Raw genomic sequence first — 21,264 nt, forward strand, 5'->3', positions numbered from 1 at the left:
CAACCCCCTGGAAGTTGGCGCTTCCGCGGGCATTACCTGAGGAGAATGTTCTATATTCTCCTCTCTTCTTTATTAGGATCCTTATTTGTTTTTATTCATATATTTTTTATTTTTTAATTCACGAATCATTATGCAGTTACCGGATGAAGATGGAATCCTTCTGCCGGTAGTAGTCGATGGGTTTTGACAGGTCCAATATCCTCAGGATCTCATTCAGATCTGCATCGCTGAAGACCCCGTTATAGCGGTATTGCTTGGTCCTGTCAGACTTAAATACTATGGTCACATTAAAGACCTGCTCCAGCTCTTTCGCTATTTCAATAAAAGGTTTATCGGCAAAAACCAGCCGGTCTTTAATCCAGGAAGTTTCAGCAACGAGGCTGTCTACTACCGTGATCGAATCGATCTTTACAGTGCTGCTTTTATTTTCTGCACCGCGTTTGTCCCTGTGTTTAATTTCCTGGTGCTGTGCTACGAGCTTCTGTCCAGGTTTTAACACAAAATTCCCCTCTGCCTCATCCTTAAGGTGTATGGATACTTTTCCTTTTATCAGGGCTGTTTCAAAATAGCCGTCCCGGAATGACCGGACGTTAAATACGGTTCCCAGAACGGTAATATCCGCGGTATTGGTATGAATGATAAACGGGTGCTCCGCATCGTGCGCCACATCAAAGTAGGCTTCACCTTCCAGGGTCACTTCCCGTTGATCCTTTTTGAAATTTTCATCGTATTTCAACCGGCTGTTGGTGTTCAGCATTACGACCGTACCGTCCGGTAATTTTACGGTTGATTTGGACCCCTTTGCCGTAGCAGTTTCATTGCCGGTGGGGACTGCCTGTTTTTTGCCCCGCAACGTCACAAATGTAAGCCCTGCAGCCAGTATGAACAGGGCTGCAATGGCGATCCTGTATGCCAGGCGGGGTGACTTGAGGCGCTCCTGACGGGCAGGCGATGCCGGGCTATGGAGCCTCAATCCCCTGAGCTCCATATGCATGAGATCGGATAAATAGGATTGTTCAGCCAGCTCCTTTTCCTCTTCTTCCAGCCGTGCCGGTTTGATCATCTCATCATAGAAGAATTGAAGCTCAGGGTGCCGGTTCAGGATCGACTCCAGCTCTTCCAGCTCTTCAGAAGAGGCGTCGCCGGATAGTTTCCGGCCCAGTAACCTGATCAATCTATGCTCCATCTTTTTGTCCATCCATCCTGTAAGACTACAAAAAATGGAAGGACCCTTAGTGGATTCACGACTTTTTTTTCAAAAGATAGGCGTCCAGCACCCGGCGTAGTGTTTTCAGAGCGGCTGAGATATGCGCTTCGAGCGTTTTTTGGGAGACCTGGAGGATCTGGGAGGCCTCTTTATAGGAGAGCCCTTCTTCTTTTACCAGGAGGTAAGCCTGCCGGCATTTTGGAGGCAGGCCGGCAACCGTCATTTTTATGATCCTTGAGATTTCAAGCGTTATTAAATGGTCATCCGGCATTTGGGAAAGTCCGCCGTCGCTGATTGTTTCACTGATCTCCCGGAAAATGATTTTCCTGCGTTTCAGGTAGGTGAGGGCCGTATTTCTTGCTGCCGTCAGCACATAGGACTTCAGGTTTTCTACATAAGCAAGCTTGTTATCCATTGTCCAGATACTGATCATTACATCGGAAACGATCTCCTGGGCCAGGCTGTCGTCACCAACAATGCTTGCTGCAAATTTATAAACGGAGGGATGAAAATAAAGGTAAAGCTTCTTGTATGCAGCCTGATCCCTTGCGTAAGCCACGCGGTTTTGCAGGTATAACAAGTGCACTTTGTCCATACTCCTTCGGTTTGTTTTTGGAAGATTTAGGCAAATTAACAATTTATCAGGGAACCTCGTTGCGAATTGCTGCGCGATCGATTGCGCGCAGATGAAATAATAAAGCGGATGCTGCTCTCTGCATCCGCTTCAAAGATAGCTGCAAAAGCAGATCATTTAACGGCGGGCTCTTCTTCCACCCCGGCCGGCCGGCATACCTGCCTGGCGGGGCAGCCGGTTTACATTTGTCATTTGTTCCTGCCGCTGCCCGATCATGCCATCATTGACGGACTGTACCGGGCGGGTATTATTGCGCTCCACCTGTTTGAATTCCCTGGGCTGGGGCTGCCTGCCGGTTTGAGGCTGTTGTACCACGGGCCTGTAAACGTTCAATGCTCCTTTTTGAGGGATATTACTATTCCGGCTGCCCCTGTTTCCTTTCCCGGGCGTACTATGGGCGGTACCGCTGTTGTAGCCCGTACTACGGCTGTTGTCAGCGCTCCTGTTGTTTTTGGCTATCTCCCGGATGGATACGCGGCTGATCTGTGTACTGGTATATTTTTGTACGTCGGCCACTTCCGGTCCCCGTGAATAATAATTATTGTGGGCCCTGGTGGTGTTGAAGTTATTGATGATCGTAATATTGTTGTGGATATTGCTGACCACCGCCGGGCGCTGTATGGCCCCCGTAAGGTTCCGGTCATAAATATGTCCCCGTTCAACAACGTTCCAGTAAACAGAATGGGGCCGCCAGGTATTAAAGGCTACGTTTACCGCGATACCCGGCATAAGAGGTGCCCAGCAATAGTAATTGCCTGTATAACCCCAGGTGACCCAGGCAGGCGACCAGTCGTAGCCCGGAATCCAAAGCCAGCCATAGAGATCGTCATACAGCCAGCGTCCATAGTGAAAAGGAGCCCATCCCCATCCATAGTCCGATGCCCAGGCCCATCCCTCATCTGAGTAGACCCAGTGACCACCGGTAGCATAGGGGCGAAAATCGGCAGCCAGGGAAGGATGCCATACCTGCCCGTAGCCGGGATAGTTGATCCATGTGCCATAGGGAGCAAGATCATCATAAAATGTCTGGTAGGTGATGGGGCCCGCTGGGGATGCCACCTGTGCCTGGGTCCGGTAGGCGGTGGCGCAGCTGCTAAACAGGATTCCAAGCAGCAGCAGCCTTATGAATGCCTGGATTTTTTTTGTTTTCATGTTCATACATTTAATTGGGTTTGAAATGCATTGTACTATACTTGACGGTGATTGCTTTGTAAATCTTTCGTGCGGGGGGAGGCTTTAATGCGAAGGAAATGTTATAGATTTTCCCTACTTTTATTTGCCAAGTTATCGATTACTGAAATGAGCATTTTAAAGCATATTGAACTGGACGTTTTATCAGCTACGCCTAAATACCAGCAGCTGGCCCAATCCATCATCAACGCTATCGCCGATGGCACTCTCCGCAAGGATGAGGTACTACCGTCTATTAATGAGCTGAGCTATGAGTTCGAGATCTCACGCGACACAGCAGAGAAGGCCTATAAACATCTGAAGCGGATGGGCGTACTGGGGTCCGTACCCGGTAAGGGCTATTTTGTAAAAGCCGGCGAATTCCAGAGTTCACTGAAAATATTCCTGTTATTTAATAAACTGAGCACGCATAAAAAGATCATTTATGATGCATTTGTAAAAACGCTGGGACCAACGGCCCTGATCGATTTTTATATTTATAACAATGATTTCAACTTGTTTAAAAAGCTGACCTCCGGTATCGAAAAACAGTACACGCATTTTGTGATCATTACGCATTTCCTGGAAGGAGGTGAGGGGGCCTCTGAGGTCATTAACGCCCTGCCCAAGGAGAAACTGATCCTGCTGGATAAACTGGTGCCGGGGGTCACCGGCGATTTCAGCGCAGTGTATGAGAATTTTGAAGAAGATATCTACCAGTCGCTCGAAAAAGCGCTGGAGCGCCTGAAACACTATGAAACGCTGAAGCTCATTTTGCCGGAATATTCTTATTTCCCGGTGGAGATCACAAAAGGGTTTAAGCGCTTCTGCCAGCAGTATGCCTTTAACGGCGAGATCGTGCATCATATTCGGAAAGAGGAGGTAGCTTCCAAGGAAGTTTATATCTGCCTGATGGAGGATGACCTGGTGACCCTGGTGGATAAGATCATGGCGGCCCGGCTGGAGATCGGAAGGGATGTGGGGGTGATCAGCTACAACGAAACACCCCTGAAACGATTGATCCTGCAGGGGATCACTACCTTTTCCACCGATTTTGCCGCCATGGGCGAGGAAGCGGCAAAGCTGGTGCTCAGCGGCGAGAAACAGCAGGTGCCGGTACCTTTTCATCTTCGATTGCGCCCTTCCCTGTAAATTTGCAGTTATGGAAATTGTATCTGCGGCGTACGTAAAGAGCAGTGCTGAATATACGCAATGCCCCAAAGCCGACCGGCCGGAATTTGCATTTATCGGCCGGAGTAATGTGGGAAAATCGTCCCTCATCAATATGCTGTGCAATAAAAAGGCATTGGCCAAAACATCGGCGGCACCCGGGAAAACACAACTGATCAATCATTTTGAAATAGCATCCGGTAGGCGCGATAAAGCGGGGAAAATGGTCAAATCCTCCTGGTACCTGGTAGACCTTCCCGGTTATGGCTATGCAAAAGTTTCACAAAAACAGCGGAAAAGCTGGTCGATGATGATCGAGCGCTATATCCTGAAAAGGGAAAACCTTGTGAGCTTATTGGTACTGATCGACAGCCGGCATGAGCCACAGAAGATCGATCTTGAATTTATCAATCAATTGGGGGAATGGGGCATCCCTTTTGCGCTGGTGTTTACCAAGGCGGACAAGAATAAGCCGGGCGCCACTACCCGGAATGTAAATGCTGTCCTGGATGTACTGAAGGAGAGCTGGGAAGCACTGCCACCGCATTTTATTACCTCCGCTATGGACCGGCTCGGAAGGGAGGAGGTGCTGGCATATATTCAAACGCTTAACGGGGAGGTGTAAGGTTAAGGCGATGTTGTTTCTCTAAGAAGTAGTTTCAGGTTTAACGTTCAATGTTTCAGTTAGGCCTGTTTTGTTACTCAATGAGTTTTCTTTTGTTTCAGGTTCAACGTTTCAGTTTCAGATCTGTGTTTCACCTCTCATAGATTACTCTTTTATTTGAGTCCCGATAGTTACCGCATGCGCGTCAGGTTAATTTTAGGAATAGTGGTCAAAGGCAAAAGCGGCAGCGCAGCGTTGCGCTCATTAGCAACGAACAGGAGATGGAACAGAGGTGCAGCGCACCGGTAATATAATTCTCTCCCGAAAAGATTCCCGCCGCGCTGCGGCTACGGGTAAGTCCCTGGAAGTTCCTGTTACCATTATTTGCGGCGCGCTGCGCCTGCTATCAAAAGATGAGGTCCCTTTCGGCCTCCAAAGGCTTATTCATACTACATTTTATGGCAATAGACCTGTTTTTTATCCTGACGCGCATGCGATAGTTACCGGGGCGGTACATTACACTAAGCGTAAAACAGATCTGACATCAAACTTTAAACAGTAGACCAGAAACACCCCCCTTTGCCGATCAGCGCGATCAGCTTTAGCATTCGGTTTTGAGTCCCGATAGTTACCGCATGCGCGTCAGGTTAATTTTAGGAATAGTCGTCAAAAGCAAAAGCTGCGGCGCAGCGTTGCGCTTATTAGCAACGAACAGGAGATGGAATGGAGGTGCAGCGCACTGGTAATATAAGTCTCTCCCGAAAAGATTCCCGCCGCGCTGCGGCTACGGGTAAGTCCCTGGAAGTTCCTGTTACCATTATTTGCGGCGCGCTGCGCCTGCTATCAAAAGATGAGGTCCCTTTCGGCCTCCAAAGGCTTATTCATACTACATTTTATGGCAATAAACCTGTTTTTTATCCTGACGCGCATGCGATAGTTACCGGGGCGGGACATTACACTAAGCGTAAAACAGATCTGACATCAAACTTTAAACAGTAGACCAGAAACACTTTCTTTGCCGATCAGCGCGATCAGTTTTAGCATTCGGTTTTGAGTCCCAATAGTTACCGCATGCGCGTCAGGTTGATTTTAGGAATAGTCGTCAAAAGCAAAAGCTGCAGCGCAGCGTTGCGCTTATTAGCAACGAACAGGAGACGGAATGGAGGTGCAGCGCACCGGTAATATAAGCCTCCCCCGAAAAGATTCCCGCCGCGCTGCGGCTACGGGCAAGTTTCTGGAAGTTCCTGTTGCCATCGCCTGCTTGTTATCAAAAGATCCGGTCTTTTTTTGCCTCCAAAGGCTTATTCATACTACATTTTATGGCAATAAACCTGTTTTTTATCCTGACGCGCGTGCGAAGCTTCGGGATCGGGATTCACATTTCCATATTTTCATATTCCCACATTCCCCAGTTGCTTCAAAAGATCATAAGCGATACTACAACCGTTCCAGCAGATCGATCACCTTTTCCTTTTTTAAAATAAAATACCCAAGGCGGTCCTTGCTGATGCCTTCTTTCAGCTGGTAGCTAAAGGAAAGCGTATCACCATTAACCGTTGTTTCAAAATGTTTAAAGGCAATACTTTTTTCCTCCGCAAGATCTTCGCCGATCTCGTAAAGGTGTGTAGACAGTACAAAGAGCGAGGTTTTTACTTTGAGCAGCCCTTTGATCACCGCCAGCGAACAACGCATGGCATCCTGTACATTGGTGCCTTTAAACAATTCATCGATAAGCACCAGCCATTTTTGACCGTTGCTCACTTTTTCAACGGTGTTCCGGATGCGTTGTACTTCATTAAAGAAAAAGCTTTCGCCCCGGATGATATTGTCCACAACATTGATGTTGCTGATCAGTCCGTCAAACAATGTAAGCTTCATGGATGCGGCCGGCACGCCCATGCCGATATGGGCCAGGAATACAGCGGCTCCCACAGATTTGATCAGGGTGCTTTTCCCGGCCATATTGGCCCCGGTAAGGAACAGGAAATTATTGTCCTGGTTGATCTTAAGATCATAGGGTACCGGGGCCTGCAGTAAAATATGGTAGAGTCCTTCGGCTTCAATAACCGGTGCGGCCTCTGCTGTAAACTCCGGGAAGGACAGGTTATAATGCTTTATGGCCATAGCCATGGAATACCAGGCGTCCAGCCTGCTGTAGATGTCCATGAACTCCTGCACCGCATGCTTGTGCACTTCCCGCAGCTGGCCGGCAAAATACAGGTTCCTGCTCATGGAAAAGGGCTGGTCCTTTACCGTTTCCGACAGCTGGTCAAATGCTTCAATACGCAGCAGCTGTTCAATCCGCTCGAGATAGATGGCAAAGCTTGCAGGCAGTTCCACTTCTTTCAGCAGGACTGCGATCTGCCGCATGCTCCTGAAAAAGTCGGCAAAGTGGTTGATGGAAAAACGGACCATCGTATAATCAGCGTGGTGCAGTACCCTGTAAATGGCGGCATCTACCACATTGGGGCTGTTGCTTACCCGGTCCAGCGCGTAATCCAGGAAACGGTCCATTACCAGTATGGTGCCGTTGGTGATATCTTCCGGCCATTCGTCTATATGGAGGATGAGCTTCCGGAGAATGGTTTGAGTGCCGCGGATCTTGTCGATATCGGAAAAAGGGTGGGAAAAAAAATGCCGGAGCCATTCCCTTCCGCCAAAAGTGCGGGTAAAGTTCAGTTTATGAAAAATGGAGTAATCCTCTTCCTGGTGAAAGATGGCGATGTCGTTAAATGAGATACCGTCGATCTGCATAGTTCTTGTTTATGGTTCCCGGTTTCAGGTTTAACGTTGGATTTCGGATCCCGCCGCGGTGGGCTTACTGTTCTGTTCCCATGCTTCTGTTTTCAAGTTTGACTCAACCCTTTAACCCTTACCGGTCAAATAATAATCGTTGTCCCTTTACAGACTCATTCCACTGCCCCTTTCCATAAACTAAATTTCCGTTGATGAAGGTATGGGTAATGCTTGCCGGAAATTCAAAGGGAGTGCCTTTGCCATCTATGTCCTCAAAAGGGCTCCAGCCGCATTTGTATAAAATATTTTCTTTTTTTACGGCAAGGGGTGCCTGCATATCTGCAATTACCAGGTCGGCCTGGTACCCTTCACGGATATAGCCGCGGTTTTTGACCTGGAAACAGTCGGCTACCGCATGGCTCATTTTTTGCACCACTTTTTCCAGGCTGATCCTTCCCTGTTTTACATAGTAAAGCATCAGCGGTAAGGAATGCTGTACCAGGGGTACACCGGCATGTGCCTTGAGGTAGGGCTCCTGTTTTTCTGCAAGGGTGTGCGGGGCATGATCAGTGGCGATCACATCCAGGCGGTCATCCAGCAACGCATTCCAGAGCGCTTCCCGGTTGTGGGGGGCTTTAATAGCGGGATTGCATTTGATAAAATTACCCTGAACGGTGTAGTCTGCCGCCGTAAAATGCAGGTGGTGCACACAGACTTCGGCCGTGATCCGTTTATCTTTAAGCGGAAGCATATTGGTGAACAGCTGTAGTTCCTTTTCTGTGCTGATGTGCAGGATATGGAGGCGGGATCCATGTTTTTTGGCCAGCTGCACTGCATAGAAGGAGGATTCAAAACAGGCTTCTGCGTTCCGGATCACCGGGTGGTCGGCCGCGGTGAGCGTTCTTCCCGATTCAACAGCCGCCTGCATATTGGCTTTAATGATGCGCTCATCCTCACAGTGTGTGGCGATCAGCATTTCGCTTTCCGCAAACAGCTTTTCCAGTACCAGCGGGTTATCTACCAGCAGGTTGCCTGTACTGGATCCCATAAAAGCCTTAATGCCACAAATGCGGTCTTTATAGGCGTTGGCAGCCAGTGCATCGGCCGCATTCTGGTTGTTGGTACCTATAAAGAATGAGTAGTTGGCCAGGGATGTTTGACGCGCTGTTTCATACTTTTCTTCCAGCAGCTCCAGGGTGAAGGCGGGAGGAACAGTGTTGGGCATTTCCATAAAGCTGGTAACGCCGCCGGCCACCGCAGCCTTGCTTTCTGTATAAATGGTAGCTTTATGGGTCAGCCCGGGCTCACGGAAGTGGACCTGGTCATCGATCACACCCGGAAGGAGGTATTTCCCTTCCCCGTTTATTTCGGTTGTGCTGCCGTTGAAAGTAATAGCGCCTGCGATCTTTTCTATTTTCTCATCCCGGATCAGCACATCCGCAGCTACTGTTTTACCTTCATTTACAACGTTTATGTTCCTGATCAGGAATGTTTGCATGGTTTTTGAATTGAGTGCAACAATATAGTAGGTGAAATTTCCCTAAAATCGTTCGAAATTAATCATTTGGCGGCAATCCTGTTATAATAAACTTATGGATGGCCTTATCTTTGCTACTATTAGAAGCCGTTTAAAAGCAGATTTAGTAAAAAAACATTGAGGTATAAAGAAATAACCCGGAGGTCGCAGTTCTAAATGGAGCTTAATTTTTTTATGCCCGCCTGAACGATCATCCGGGCAGGTTTTTTGAAGCCTTTAATGTTTATTACGCGTTTTTTATGAATTGAATTTTAAACGGCTTCACCGGCTGGAAAGAAATCATTAAACCATTATCTGATTTTTATGCAAATCAAAAATCTCCTGAAGCTTGCTTTGATCCTGCTGCCTTTTTATGGAAGTGCGCAAACTGATAACATTGAATTGAGCGACAAGCAGAACCGGCTGATCGACCGGTTGGATATCAAGCTCCGGGGCGATTCTGTATTGCAGTTCACCACCGTAAAACCCTATGGCCGCAAGCGCGCAACAGAGCGGGTGGAGCGGATCGATTCATTGGATAAAGCCGGGGGGCTGGAGGGTGTACTGACCCCCATCGACCGGTATAATATCCGGAGCATGATGATGAATAACTCGGACTGGACCACGAACTATGCCGACTCTTTTCACCGGAAGCCCATCCTGGGCGCTTTTTTTAAGAATCCTGCGCATCTGTATTCGGTAGATAAACGTGATCAGTACAGCCTGATCATAGATCCTGTGATCAATTTTGAACTGGGTAAAGCTACGGGTACCAAAACCTTTGTGAATACACGAGGGGTCCGTTTTCGCGGGCAGATCGATCAGCGGGTAGGTTATTACCTGTATTTCTCCGAGAACCAGGAGCGGGATCCCCTGTATGTGCAGGATTACAATAAAGCGCATGTGAGTGTACCGGGCATTGGCTATTACAAGGGATTTAAAGGAGATGGATTTGACTACTGGGATGTACGCGGCGGCGTAACCTTTCATGCCGGGAAGTATATCGATTTCCAGATCGCTCATGATAAATTTTTCATCGGCGATGGCTACCGCACGCTTTACATCAGTGATTTCAGCGCTCCCTACCCATTCTTAAAACTGGGTGTGCAGGCCGGGAACTTCCAGCTGACATCCGTGGCCGCGCAAACGATCGCCCCGTTTGATAATTCATACTTCGGCAGTGACTCCACCCGCCCGCGGAACTACATGATGTTCCACTACCTTACCTGGCAGCCTACCAACTGGCTGAAGCTGGGCTTTTTTGAAAGCACCATGTACAACAGCAAAAAGAATGGCGGATTACAGGTAGGCTATCTGAACCCATCGATGTTTAACCGGGCGTATTCCTCGTATACAGGTAACAGCGCCAAATCCAGCATCGGGCTGGATGTGAAGGCTAATTTTGCAAAACATTTCCAGGCCTACGGGCAATGGCTGATCAATGAATTTGTGGTAAGCAAAGCGTTTAAGTCGGGTGGACCCTGGGTAAATAAATTTGGTTACCAGGTCGGGGCCAAATATGCCGATGCCTTTACTATCAGGAACCTGGACCTGCAGGTTGAAGGCAATTTTGTGCGTCCGTTTACCTACACGGATAAATGGGCCCAGAATAATTTCATACATTATAACCAGCCTCTGGCACATCCGCTGGGGGCCAACTTCAGGGAGTTTGTCGGGATCGCCAACTATCAGCCGCTTCCACGCCTGTACCTGAAAGCGATGCTGGTACTCTATAACAAAGGGCTGGATACTACCAATTATAATACCGCCTGGGCTTCTCCAAGTTATGGGGGGGATCTTTTCCGGAATTATTCGGACGGCCGTGAACAGGAAGACGGATATTATATCGGAGGCGGGATCAGCAACAAGGCTATGATCGGCTCACTGACGGTTTCCTATGAGATCCTGCAAAACCTGTTTTTTGACGTAACGGGTATGTATCGTAAGTACCAGGTAGCAACAGTGCCGGATAATACCACCAAATGGCTCTCCGTTGGGTTGCGGTGGAATATGGCACGCCGCGATTTTGTATTCTAACCCGCAGGTACCAGGGGTAACGGGCCGGGCTCAATATTGGCCGGTGGGGCTGATGGAATGCCGCCGAACGGAGCGCCGGCGCGGCTTTTGCGCAACCAGCAGGAGATCAGAGAAAAGAAGTTTTGCATCGGGTTTTTTAGCAAAACGATTTGCCGGATTCATATTATCTTGAGTTATGAGAATACTCTTGCTGGCGATTGTTTGGTTTGGGATGCTTCCCGTGAGGGCGCAAACTGCTGAGATCCGGTGGTCGCCATCGCGTGTATTGCGTGTATCAGATTTTGCGATCGTAAAAGCAGGCCGCCCGCGCCCGCCCAGCCTGGGCCGCAATATGGCCGTAACCCGTACCGGGTTTGTTTATTCCATTACCCGGGGCTCCGGCACCGGTAAAGGAACGGTGATGATCCGCATTTACGCGCAGATGGATCCTGCACATTCCTTTATCCTGGAAAAAGTGATAAAAGGAGACGCTGCAGACCGCGCATACCTGTTCAATCATGAACAAAAGCACTTTGATATTTCGGAGATCTATGCCCGGGAGCTATCGCGCTTTTTGCGGACACAGTCACGGGGCAACCCAACAATGGACCACATCACCAAAGAAGCAAACCGGCTGTTTACGGAGCTTAATGCTTTTCAAAAAAAGTACGATGCTGCAACCAATAATGGCCGCAACAAAGCAATGCAGGCACACTGGAACGCTATTATTGCGCAGCGGCTAAAGGCGCTGGAATCCTATGCTGCAAAGGATTATATGCTTTCTGGGTACCGCTGATGCGGGGTTAAAAGATAGACCCGGGCTGGCTGGAGCCTGCCAGGGCCATGTTCAGATCAGTATGGAATTGCTCAAACTTTTGTTTATTGGCCGATTTGTAAAGGGCCTTTATCAGGAGGAATAGCAGGATAAAGCCCAGTCCTCCAACACCGCCTATTACCGGTACTCCAAGGATCAATGTAAAGATCAGTGAAATGATAAGGACGCTTGCCACGAGGGCTGCAATGGTAATGAGAACGGGAGGAATAAAGTCGGTAATGATCAGGGTATTATTTTTTACAGGCCGTACAATATGCTTCATATTACCAGAGGGGAGGATCAGGTGCTGCGGGCCGAAGAGGTTAAAAACAGCTTTCCTGATTTTAGCGCCGGGATAGTGGGGCAACAGATGATCGAACAGAGATTCCAGTGTTTTCCCGGTGGGGTTGGCAATTTTCATACAAAGTGATTTTTAATTTTGATGCCAAAGGTAGGGGTTTCCCGTTAAGGTTTTGGGTTAGCGCTTTAAAGTTTGAGGATGACCCCGTTGTTATACATCCTGTTGCCTGCTTATTTTCATCTTATAAAAGTACCGTATTTATTTGGCCACACTCTGCACAATGTCGTACTTGGTAACAATATGATAATTCCCTGCTTCATCCTGCGCCAGCACAGCTCCGTTTGCCTTGCTGATGAGCGATCCGATGCGCTCTACCGGTGTATCGAAGGCCACGATGGGGTAGGCGGGCTCCAGGATGTTCTGCAGACTTTCGTTTTTAATGTTCGGATCCGAAAAGATCTTCTGGAACAGGCCCCCTTCGCTTACCGCGCCCACAACGGCTCCATTGTCCATCACCGGTATATGCTCGATATCATATTTGCGCATCAGCTCAACGGCCTCAGATACGGCGGCGGTTGAAGGTATGGTCACCAGCTGCCGGTTTTTGCGGCTGCTGATAATGTCCTTAAATGTTTTTACTTCCAGGAAGCCGCGTTCCATCATCCACTGGTCGTTATAGATCTTGGCTACATACCGGCTGCCATGGTCATGGAAGATGCATACCACAAGATCGTCTTTGGTCAGGCTGTCTTTTAACTGTAACAGTCCCTTGATACAGCTCCCGGCGCTGTACCCGCAAAACAGTCCTTCTTCTTTCGCCAGCTTCCGGGCCATTACGGCGCCATCTTTATCAGTTACCTGGGTGAAGGCGTCGATCACGCTCATGTCGTAGTTCTTCGGTACAAAGTCTTCGCCAAACCCTTCACTGAAGTAGGGATATACTTCATTCAGATCCTCTTCCCCCGTATTAAAATACTTGGTCAGGAGCGATCCGTAAGCGTCTACGGCCCATACCCTGATGTTGGGATTTTGCTCCTTCAGGTATTTTGCCGTACCGGTTATGGTGCCACCCGTTCCGGCTGTGCATACGAGATGGGTGATCTTTCCCTCCGTCTGCCGCCATATTTCAGGCCCCGTGGTTTCATAGTGCGCCTGGCGGTTGGCCAGGTTATCATACTGGTTCATATGATAAGCGTTGGGTGTTTCCTTTGCCAGGCGCGCTGCAACGCTGTAATAGCTCTGCGGATCTTCCGGTTCCACGTTGGTGGGGCACACGATCACTTCGGCACCCATGGCCTTCAGCACGTCTGCCTTTTCCTTGGATTGTTTGTCTGTGGTAACAAAAATACATTTGTACCCTTTTACGATGGCACCCAGGGCCAGTCCCATCCCTGTATTGCCGCTGGTGCCTTCAATGATGGTTCCTCCGGGTTTTAAATGACCTTCAGCTTCTGCCACTTCGATCATCTTAATAGCCATACGGTCCTTAATGCTGTTGCCGGGATTAAAATAATCTACTTTGGCAACCACGGTGCAGGGTAATGCTTTTGTGATCCGGTTCAGGCGGATTAAAGGCGTATTGCCAATGGTTTCCAGTATATTATTTTTAATCTCCATCTTATTTTGTTTTTAAATGATCAACGGCTTTCAGTACCATGGAGTCGGTCAGGTTAAGGATCTGGTAATACCCGGAATCCCTCCATTTGAAACGGGCAAGGTAGGCTTCCATCCGGTTGGATACCCGCAGCTTTTCAGCCTCCGGAATATGGGTTAAATTTACAGTATCTTTTTGAGCCCGGGTTACAAACAGCGGCCACATGGTTTTTCCGGGGTCAAAATCCTGGGAAAAAGAGCGGGGCGATGTATAGGGCTCCATTACTTTTTGATGATCGAGGTAATAATGGAATACGAAATCTGTAACGGCTCCATTAAAAAATAAGCGGTTAACCTCCTTGGAGATCCGCGAGGTATCCAGGCCTACAAAGATATCGGGCATAATGCCTCCGCCTCCGTAAAGGATGCGCCCCGAAGGGGTTTTATATTGCTTGCCGTTGTTGACCTTATTGCTGTCTGCAAAATAAGCCTGGCCGTTGGCATACCGTTCCCAGATATCATCCATATACACTTTCTTCCCTTTATTGTAAGGGCGCTGGATGCTTCTGCCCAGCGGCGTGTAATAGCGGGATACGGTCAGTTTTAATGCGGCGCCGTCGCTCAGCGGAAAGATCTCCTGCACCAGCCCCTTGCCAAAAGTTCTGCGGCCAATGATGGTAGCACGGTCCCAGTCCTGCAGGGCACCGGTCAGGATCTCACTGGCACTTGCCGACAGCTCATCTACCAGCACTGTCAGCTGGCCGGTCTCAAAAACTCCCGGCCGTTTGCAGCGGTACTCTTTTTTGGGGCTGTTGGTTCCTTGTGTAAAGACCACCAGCTTATCACCGCTCAGGAATTCATCGGCGATCTGGATGGCCTGGTCCATATAGCCGCCGCCATTGCCCCGCAGATCCAGTACCAGTTCCGTGAGGCCCTGTTTTTTTAGTTGCTCCATCGCTTCCATAAACTCGCGGTAGGTATTGGAGCCGAATTTATCCAGCTTGATATAACCCGCCTTCTGATCGATCATATAGGATGCAACCAGTGTAGGTGTGGGAATATTATTGCGGACCACCGGAACGGTAAGCAGGGCTTTGTTGCGCAGGATCTGGAGATTTACGGTTGTGCCTTTTTCGCCCCGGATCAGGTTGCGGACCGTGGCGCTGGTCGTTTTTTTACCGGCCAGCAGGGAGTCGTTTACCCGGATGATCTGGTCGCCTATTTTAAGCCCGGCCTTTTCGCTGGGGCCGTCCTTTAATACGTAAGTGATGTTTACAGTGTCCCGGATCTGGTTGTACTCAACCCCGATGCCTTCAAACTTCCCTGAAAGCTCTTCGTTGGCTTCCTTCAGATCAATGGGGGGCAGGTATATGGAGTGTGGGTCCAGCTCATTCATCATTTCCCGGATTGCGTTGGCCTCCAGGGTGTCGATCTTTACAGAATCGACATACTTTTGGCGGATGATCTCCAGCGCTTCTTCCAGTGAGGTGCTGCGGCCGGATTTTGCAAAACCTCCATTGGGTTGTGCTCCCCGCAGTTTATAACCGATAAACATTCCAATAATCATTACCAGGGAGAATAACAAGGGCAGCCAGACCTCAAATTTCTTTTTCATTCGTATGATTTATGCCAGGTCTGCAAAATAGCCAATCTTTACTGTTTATTTTAGAAATCAAATCATTTTCTGATTATTTTATAAATAAGCTATTTTTGATACGTATATCGGGGAGGAAAGCTCTCCTGGTAACGATCAGTACTAAACTCCTGTCCAAATGTCAAAAGTGCAACTTATCGCAGATGCGGGGTCTACGAAGGTAGAATGGTGTCTTCTAAACAACGGGAAAACGAAAACAGTTCTGACCAGCGGGGTGAGCCCTTATTTTTTGAACGGTGACCAGATCGTAACATTGCTGGAAACAGCGCTGCTTCCGAAGCTGAAAAATGTGGTCATCGAAGAGGTCTTTTACTACGGAACCGGTTGCCTGAACCCGGATAACCGGAAAATGGTGCAGAAAAGCCTGCGCCGTTTGTTCAGGGAGGCAAAAATACAGGTATGGCATGATGTGGAGGGCGCTGCCCGCGGGCTCTGCGGCCGCACCAAAGGCATTGCCTGCATCCTGGGCACAGGCGCCAGCGCCTGTTATTACGACGGGCGAAAAATTCAGAAGAACAGTCCCGGCCTGGGCTATGTGCTGGGCGATGAGGGAAGCGGGGCCTACCTGGGCCGGAAAGTGATCCAGTACTTTCTCTACAATACATTTGATGAGGACCTGCGTGCCCGCTTTGATGCCGCCTATGTGACCAACGCTACCGAAATACTGGAGCGGGTATACAAGCAACCCCTGCCGAACCGGTACCTGGCCAGCTTTGCAAAGTTCCTGGCAGACAACCGGGGGCATTATATGGTGGAGAATATTATTGAAGATGGTTTAAATGATTTCTTTTTTACGCACCTTTGCAAATTCCAGGAAGCCTGGAAATACCCGATCAGCTTCGTTGGAAGTATTGCATTTGGTTTTAAAGATGTATTAAAGGAACTTTGCAGCAGCTACAGTTTTGAGCTGGGTAAGGTGCTTCAAAAGCCTATGAAGGGGCTTATTGAGTATCATTCCTGAAAATTTTAAAAAGAAATTAATCGGCTATATGGCAGGAGAAAAGATTACGGAGCAGGCCAGCAGATATGATCACCTTGAAAAAATGTCCGTACAGGAATTGCTGACCTCTATAAACAGTGAAGACCAGGCGGTGCCCTTAGCCGTGCAGAAGGTGATCCCCGATATAGAAAGACTGATTGAGGCGATCGTTGAAAATATGATTGGCGGCGGACGCCTGTTTTATATTGGTGCCGGCACCAGCGGGCGCCTGGGTATTTTGGATGCCAGTGAGATACCGCCTACTTACGGGTTACCGGCAGGTGTCGTTATTGGTATTATTGCCGGTGGCTGGAAAGCCATTACCACTCCTGTTGAAAATGCGGAAGATGACGAAGAGCAGGGCTGGAAAGACCTGGAAGCGCATGGCGTGAATGAAAAAGATGTGGTGGTAGGGGTTGCCGCCAGCGGCTCAACGCCCTATGTGATCGGTGCTTTGCGCGAATGTCAGAAAAGGGGGATCGTTACCGGCAGCATCAGCTCTAACCCTAATGCACTGGTAAGCGCTGTTGCCGACTACCCGGTGGAGGTGATCGTGGGGCCTGAATTTGTTACCGGCAGTACCCGGATGAAAAGCGGTACCGCGCAAAAGCTGGTGCTGAACATGATCTCCACAACCGTAATGATCCAGCTGGGAAGAGTAGAAGGGAACCGGATGGTGAACATGCAGCTTACAAACGAGAAGCTGGTAGACCGGGGTACAAAAATGGTAATGGAAAAAACCGGGTTGCAGGATTATGAGCGGGCCAAACAGCTGTTGCTGGAAAACAAAAGTGTAAAGAATGCCGTAATGGCCTATAGCCGGGCAGAGCTGCACTAAAAGATCTTTATCATAACGACAAAAGGAAGAGTGGATGCTCTTCCTTTTCTTATTAAAAGAAATATCTTAATTAAGCAGCCGCTGTAGCAGCGTTTACTTTCTTAGCCAGCTTGCTTTTCAAATTGGCAGCCTTATTGCGGTGAATAACCCCTTTCTTGGCCAATTTGTCGATCATGCTTTCAACAGAGGATAATTGCTCCTTTGCTGCACTACCTTCTGCCGCTCTCAGGGTTTTAATGGCATTACGGGTGGTTTTACCATAATATCTGTTTCTGTCGCGACGCTTTAAGGCCTGACGTGCATGTTTCTTTGTAGCTTTATGATTCGCCATTGATCTCTTTTTTTGGACGGCAAAAGTAACGGAAATAAATCAATTATCGGCAAAATCTTCATTTTTTCTTTCCGGAAATACCGGAACAGGCCGGCCAATCTCTAAACATACCTTAAAATTGGAAAAATAGAGCACGGGGATTGCGTAAATATTGCGTATCTTGTGGGGCAATTTTTGAAAGGTTTTCCGGTAAAGGTATAATAAGATAAATAATATATAAATAGCTGATTTACAATGAAGGATTTTTCGTACATTACAAGCTCCTCGCCTGAATTTATTGAAAACATGTACAGGGAGTTTGTGACCAACCCTGATAGCGTAGACACCGAGTTGAAAAAATTTTTTGAGGGTTTTGATTTTGCAGTGGGAAACGGCCTGGCTCAAAAGAACGGAGCGCCTGCCGCCGCATCAGCAACCGGGGGATCTGACTGGAGAAAGGAAATAGCTGTATACCGGTTGATCTTAGGTTACCGGAATAAGGGTCACCTGCTGGCGGATACCAACCCGATCAAACAGCGGAAAGACCGCGGAGCCAACCTGGACCTGCCTTTTTTTGGCCTGTCCGAGGCGGATCTGGATACGGAATATGAGGCCGGTAACCTGATCGGCCTGGGCACAACAACGCTGAAGAATATCCTGCTGCACCTCAAAAAATGCTATGCGGGTCATGTAGGGATCGAATTCAAATATATCAGTGATCAGAAAAAGGTAGACTGGCTGACCAATGAAATGGAAAAGAAGTTTACCAATCCGCTTCCGTTGGAGCAGAAGAAACGCATTTTGCAAAAACTGAATGAAGGGGTAATGTTCGAAAAATTCCTTCATACCAAATATGTAGGGCAAAAGCGCTTTTCGCTTGAAGGGGGCGAAACCACTATTGCAGCCCTGGATGCCATTATTAACAAGGCGGCCACCCTGGAGGTAAGAGAAGTAGTGATCGGTATGGCGCACCGCGGACGGCTGAATGTGCTGGCCAATATCCTGGGGAAGACCTACGAGCAGATCTTCAGTGAATTTGAAGGTACGGGTGAAATTAACCAAACCATGGGAAGCGGGGATGTAAAATATCACCTCGGTTTTGGAAGTGTGATCCAGGCCACCAATGGAGAAACCGTACATCTGAAATTAATGCCCAATCCCTCGCACCTGGAGGCTGTGGACCCTGTGGTACTGGGCTTTGCCAGGAGCAGCGCCAATATCCTGCATGACGAGCGTTATGAAAGCGTGTTGCCGATCCTGATCCATGGAGATGCGGCAGTAGCGGGGCAGGGTGTGGTATATGAACTGCTGCAGATGTCAAAGCTGAATGGCTTTTATACAGGAGGAACGATCCATTTTGTGATCAATAACCAGATCGGGTTCACCACCGATTTCTCCGATGCCCGCAGCGCAGATTATTGCACTTCCCTGGCGGCGATGGTACAGTCGCCCGTGCTGCATGTGAACGGAGACGATCCCGAGGCTGTGGTAAAATGTGCAGAGATTGCCGCCCGTTACCGGAACGAATTTCATGCAGATGTATTTATTGATATGGTCTGCTACCGCCGCCATGGCCATAATGAAGGGGATGATCCCAAGTTTACCCAGCCGGCCATGTATGCCCTGATCGATAAGCATGCCAACCCCAGGGAAGTATATGTAAAATATTTGCTGGATAACGGCGAAGAAGATGCAAAGGAACTGGCAAAAGAAATGGAGAAAAAGTTCTGGGCCGATCTCCAGGATCGCCTGGATGAGGTAAAGCAGAAGCCATTGCCCTATACGTACCAGGAACCGGAGCTTCAGTGGAAAAGTCTCCGGAAAGCAACCAGCACCGATTTTGATGAAAGCCCGGATACTGCTATCAGCAAGGAGTTGTTTAAAACCGTATTTGATGGCCTCATGGCCATCCCGGAAGGATTTACCCCATTAAAAAAAGTAGCCAAGCTGCTGCAGGATAAAGTGAAGTTGCTCGAAACGGAGCAGAAGGTGGATTGGGCTACCGGTGAATTAATGGCTTTTGGCAGCCTGCTGATGGATGGTTTTGATGTGCGTATGACCGGTCAGGATGTAGGGCGCGGTACCTTCAGCTCCCGCCACGCCATATTAAGAGATGAGGTTACGGATACCGCATATAACCGGTTGAGCGACTTACCCACCGATAAAAAATTCCGCATCTTTAATTCCCTGCTGAGCGAGTACGCGGTACTGGGTTTTGAATACGGCTTCGCCCTGGCATCGCCCAATGTACTGGTACTTTGGGAGGCCCAGTTTGGTGATTTTGTGAACGGCGCCCAAACCATGATCGACCAGTTCATTACCAGCGCAGAACAGAAGTGGAACCGGATGAACGGGCTGGTAATGTTATTGCCGCATGGTTTTGAAGGGCAGGGGCCGGAGCACAGCAGCGCCCGCATTGAGCGATTTTTACAATCCTGCGCAGAGATGAATATCGTGGTAACCAATATTACTACATCGGCCAACTATTTTCATGCCTTGCGCCGGCAGTTAAAATGGCCGTTCCGTAAACCGCTGGTAAATTTTGCCCCCAAGGCCAACCTGCGGCATCCCGGCAGTTATTCCTTAAAAGAGGAGTTTACAGACGGGAAATTCAGGGAGCTGATCGATGATGCGTATGCGGATGACCCCGTGGCGGTAAAGACCGTATTGTTCTGTTCCGGTAAGATCTACTTTGACCTGGCGGAAAAACAACAGAAAGACAACCGGAAGAATGTAGCGGTTGTCCGCCTGGAGCAATTATACCCGCTTCCCAAAAAACAATTGGATGCCCTGTATGCAAAATACAAGAATGCTGTTTGGTATTGGGTGCAGGAAGAGCCATTGAACATGGGCGCTGCCTCATTCCTCCAGATGAACCTGAAAGATATTAACTATGGTATCATTGGCCGCAAGCCCAGTGCAGCACCGGCTTCCGGGTTTATGAAAGTACATAAAGCGGAACAGGAAGAGATCATCAATACCGCCTTTTCAATGTAACAGGAAATAGCGGGCGGAATAGAAATTCCGCCCTTTTTTTATCTATTCAAAACTAAACATGAGCGTTTATAGGAGTTTCTGGTTCAGTGCTTTTACAACAGCCTCTGAAACAGAATTCACCTGCAGCTTTTCATACACGTTCTTGATATGGGTATTTACCGTATGGATGCTCAGGTTACAGGCTGAAGCCACCATTTTACGGGTATAACCTTTTACCAGCAGGTTGAGGATCTCCTTTTCCCTTCCGGTTAGTTCCAGCTCCTCATTGTTTTCAAAGAAGACGTTTTTCTGAAAAGCAGTTAATACTTTTTTGGCAATAGAAGCAGTCATGGCTGCGTCCCCGTTATATACATCCTCGATGGCCTGAAGCAGCTGGGCCGGAGGTGATTTCTTCAGAATATAACCGGAAGCACCGGCACAAATGGAAGCAAAGATCTTATTGTCGTCCTCATAAACCGTTTGCATCAGCACCTGTATCTTCGGGAAATTGACCTTTATGATCTTTACGCCCTCGATCCCGTTTACGTTGGGCATATCAATATCCATCAATACAACATCCGGATCGGCTTTCCGCACATCCGTGATCACATTACTGCAATCAAAAAAGGTTCCCGTGCAGGTCATATGGGGCGATGCGTTGATCAACATACTTAAACTGTCCCTCCTGTACGCATTATCATCAAAAACAGCCACACGTATGGTTGTTATATTCATATTATAAAATT

The 21,264-nt window shown here is 48.5% G+C and carries 17 protein-coding genes; 7 read left to right on the forward strand and 10 right to left on the reverse strand.

Translation table 11 applies throughout. The features are described 5' to 3' along the window. Window positions 1-136: 136 nt before the first annotated feature. From BLS44_RS03710 to BLS44_RS03720, 3 genes are all read right to left on the reverse strand, one after another. Complete coding sequence (locus BLS44_RS03710; RefSeq protein WP_176954307.1) at window positions 137-1,186, reverse strand: FecR family protein; 1,050 nt, start codon at window positions 1,184-1,186, stop codon at window positions 137-139. Between the two features lie 55 nt (window positions 1,187-1,241). Next, the gene (locus tag BLS44_RS03715; protein WP_090388707.1) at window positions 1,242-1,802 is read right to left on the reverse strand and encodes an RNA polymerase sigma factor; all 561 of its coding nucleotides are present in this window, start codon (window positions 1,800-1,802) and stop codon (window positions 1,242-1,244) included. Between the two features lie 156 nt (window positions 1,803-1,958). Continuing rightward, a complete protein-coding gene (locus BLS44_RS03720; RefSeq protein WP_143019648.1) occupies window positions 1,959-2,993 on the reverse strand; it encodes a DUF6600 domain-containing protein in 1,035 nt (344 codons plus the stop codon). A 147-nt stretch (window positions 2,994-3,140) separates the two neighbouring features. Here BLS44_RS03720 and BLS44_RS03725 point away from each other — a divergent pair, with 147 nt between their 5' ends. Next, window positions 3,141-4,163 (forward strand): GntR family transcriptional regulator, encoded by a 1,023-nt coding sequence (locus BLS44_RS03725; protein WP_090388709.1) that lies wholly within the window; start codon window positions 3,141-3,143, stop codon window positions 4,161-4,163. A 10-nt stretch (window positions 4,164-4,173) separates the two neighbouring features. Next, window positions 4,174-4,806 carry a ribosome biogenesis GTP-binding protein YihA/YsxC gene (gene yihA, locus BLS44_RS03730; RefSeq protein WP_090388710.1) on the forward strand — a complete coding sequence of 211 codons (633 nt, stop codon included), beginning with the start codon at window positions 4,174-4,176 and terminating at the stop codon, window positions 4,804-4,806. A 1,416-nt stretch (window positions 4,807-6,222) separates the two neighbouring features. Here the strand turns inward: yihA and BLS44_RS03740 are convergent. Both BLS44_RS03740 and BLS44_RS03745 read right to left on the reverse strand, forming a co-directional pair. Then, window positions 6,223-7,539, reverse strand: a complete 1,317-nt coding sequence (locus BLS44_RS03740; protein WP_090388712.1) for a MutS-related protein — start codon at window positions 7,537-7,539, stop codon at window positions 6,223-6,225. A gap of 118 nt (window positions 7,540-7,657) precedes the next feature. Then, a complete protein-coding gene (locus tag BLS44_RS03745; protein ID WP_090388713.1) occupies window positions 7,658-9,019 on the reverse strand; it encodes a dihydroorotase in 1,362 nt (453 codons plus the stop codon). Between the two features lie 342 nt (window positions 9,020-9,361). Between BLS44_RS03745 and BLS44_RS03750 the strand changes: the two genes are divergently transcribed. Both BLS44_RS03750 and BLS44_RS03755 read left to right on the forward strand, forming a co-directional pair. Beyond that, window positions 9,362-11,074 carry a hypothetical protein gene (locus tag BLS44_RS03750; protein WP_090388714.1) on the forward strand — a complete coding sequence of 571 codons (1,713 nt, stop codon included), beginning with the start codon at window positions 9,362-9,364 and terminating at the stop codon, window positions 11,072-11,074. A 175-nt stretch (window positions 11,075-11,249) separates the two neighbouring features. Further along, complete coding sequence (locus BLS44_RS03755; protein WP_143019649.1) at window positions 11,250-11,849, forward strand: DUF922 domain-containing protein; 600 nt, start codon at window positions 11,250-11,252, stop codon at window positions 11,847-11,849. A gap of 7 nt (window positions 11,850-11,856) precedes the next feature. Here BLS44_RS03755 and BLS44_RS03760 read toward each other — a convergent pair whose 3' ends face one another. The 3 genes from BLS44_RS03760 to BLS44_RS03770 form a co-directional block, all read right to left on the reverse strand. Beyond that, window positions 11,857-12,288 (reverse strand): hypothetical protein, encoded by a 432-nt coding sequence (locus BLS44_RS03760; RefSeq protein WP_090388716.1) that lies wholly within the window; start codon window positions 12,286-12,288, stop codon window positions 11,857-11,859. Between the two features lie 138 nt (window positions 12,289-12,426). Then, window positions 12,427-13,785, reverse strand: coding sequence for a pyridoxal-phosphate dependent enzyme (locus BLS44_RS03765; protein ID WP_090388717.1), 1,359 nt, complete (start codon window positions 13,783-13,785; stop codon window positions 12,427-12,429). A 1-nt stretch (window position 13,786) separates the two neighbouring features. Continuing rightward, entirely contained in the window at window positions 13,787-15,376 is a 1,590-nt protein-coding gene (locus BLS44_RS03770) for a S41 family peptidase (protein WP_090388718.1), read from the reverse strand. Window positions 15,377-15,533: 157 nt separating this feature from the next. On the opposite strand from BLS44_RS03770, the gene BLS44_RS03775 reads away from it, so the two are divergent. Together BLS44_RS03775 and murQ are read left to right on the forward strand one after the other, a co-directional pair. Continuing rightward, on the forward strand, window positions 15,534-16,376 hold the full coding sequence (locus tag BLS44_RS03775; RefSeq protein WP_090388719.1) for an N-acetylglucosamine kinase: 843 nt from the start codon (window positions 15,534-15,536) through the stop codon (window positions 16,374-16,376). A gap of 28 nt (window positions 16,377-16,404) precedes the next feature. After that, window positions 16,405-17,232 (forward strand): N-acetylmuramic acid 6-phosphate etherase, encoded by an 828-nt coding sequence (murQ, locus tag BLS44_RS03780; protein ID WP_090389154.1) that lies wholly within the window; start codon window positions 16,405-16,407, stop codon window positions 17,230-17,232. A gap of 70 nt (window positions 17,233-17,302) precedes the next feature. Here the strand turns inward: murQ and rpsT are convergent, their stop codons facing one another. Further along, entirely contained in the window at window positions 17,303-17,563 is a 261-nt protein-coding gene (rpsT, locus tag BLS44_RS03785) for a 30S ribosomal protein S20 (RefSeq protein ID WP_090388720.1), read from the reverse strand. Window positions 17,564-17,797: 234 nt separating this feature from the next. On the opposite strand from rpsT, the gene BLS44_RS03790 reads away from it, so the two are divergent. After that, window positions 17,798-20,539, forward strand: a complete 2,742-nt coding sequence (locus BLS44_RS03790; RefSeq protein WP_090388721.1) for a 2-oxoglutarate dehydrogenase E1 component — start codon at window positions 17,798-17,800, stop codon at window positions 20,537-20,539. 66 nt (window positions 20,540-20,605) lie between these two features. Here the strand turns inward: BLS44_RS03790 and BLS44_RS03795 are convergent, their stop codons facing one another. Then, window positions 20,606-21,253 (reverse strand): response regulator transcription factor, encoded by a 648-nt coding sequence (locus tag BLS44_RS03795; protein ID WP_090388722.1) that lies wholly within the window; start codon window positions 21,251-21,253, stop codon window positions 20,606-20,608. Between the last annotated feature and the right edge of the window lie 11 nt (window positions 21,254-21,264).

It is taken from the genome of Niabella drilacis, from assembly GCF_900101395.1.
GTDB classification, from domain to species: domain Bacteria; phylum Bacteroidota; class Bacteroidia; order Chitinophagales; family Chitinophagaceae; genus Niabella; species Niabella drilacis.

What these genes read in the sequence shown, in the direction of transcription:
- murQ (WP_090389154.1), top strand. Translation starts at nt 16,405, where the DNA reads ATGGCAGGAGAAAAGATTACGGAGCAGGCCAGCAGATATGATCACCTT.
- rpsT (WP_090388720.1), bottom strand. Translation starts at nt 17,563, where the DNA reads ATGGCGAATCATAAAGCTACAAAGAAACATGCACGTCAGGCCTTAAAG.
- BLS44_RS03755 (WP_143019649.1), top strand. Translation starts at nt 11,250, where the DNA reads ATGAGAATACTCTTGCTGGCGATTGTTTGGTTTGGGATGCTTCCCGTG.
- BLS44_RS03775 (WP_090388719.1), top strand. Translation starts at nt 15,534, where the DNA reads ATGTCAAAAGTGCAACTTATCGCAGATGCGGGGTCTACGAAGGTAGAA.
- BLS44_RS03720 (WP_143019648.1), bottom strand. Translation starts at nt 2,993, where the DNA reads ATGAAAACAAAAAAAATCCAGGCATTCATAAGGCTGCTGCTGCTTGGA.
- BLS44_RS03710 (WP_176954307.1), bottom strand. Translation starts at nt 1,186, where the DNA reads ATGGAGCATAGATTGATCAGGTTACTGGGCCGGAAACTATCCGGCGAC.
- BLS44_RS03770 (WP_090388718.1), bottom strand. Translation starts at nt 15,376, where the DNA reads ATGAAAAAGAAATTTGAGGTCTGGCTGCCCTTGTTATTCTCCCTGGTA.
- BLS44_RS03715 (WP_090388707.1), bottom strand. Translation starts at nt 1,802, where the DNA reads ATGGACAAAGTGCACTTGTTATACCTGCAAAACCGCGTGGCTTACGCA.
- BLS44_RS03740 (WP_090388712.1), bottom strand. Translation starts at nt 7,539, where the DNA reads ATGCAGATCGACGGTATCTCATTTAACGACATCGCCATCTTTCACCAG.
- BLS44_RS03765 (WP_090388717.1), bottom strand. Translation starts at nt 13,785, where the DNA reads ATGGAGATTAAAAATAATATACTGGAAACCATTGGCAATACGCCTTTA.
- BLS44_RS03790 (WP_090388721.1), top strand. Translation starts at nt 17,798, where the DNA reads ATGAAGGATTTTTCGTACATTACAAGCTCCTCGCCTGAATTTATTGAA.
- BLS44_RS03725 (WP_090388709.1), top strand. Translation starts at nt 3,141, where the DNA reads ATGAGCATTTTAAAGCATATTGAACTGGACGTTTTATCAGCTACGCCT.
- yihA (WP_090388710.1), top strand. Translation starts at nt 4,174, where the DNA reads ATGGAAATTGTATCTGCGGCGTACGTAAAGAGCAGTGCTGAATATACG.
- BLS44_RS03750 (WP_090388714.1), top strand. Translation starts at nt 9,362, where the DNA reads ATGCAAATCAAAAATCTCCTGAAGCTTGCTTTGATCCTGCTGCCTTTT.
- BLS44_RS03745 (WP_090388713.1), bottom strand. Translation starts at nt 9,019, where the DNA reads ATGCAAACATTCCTGATCAGGAACATAAACGTTGTAAATGAAGGTAAA.
- BLS44_RS03795 (WP_090388722.1), bottom strand. Translation starts at nt 21,253, where the DNA reads ATGAATATAACAACCATACGTGTGGCTGTTTTTGATGATAATGCGTAC.
- BLS44_RS03760 (WP_090388716.1), bottom strand. Translation starts at nt 12,288, where the DNA reads ATGAAAATTGCCAACCCCACCGGGAAAACACTGGAATCTCTGTTCGAT.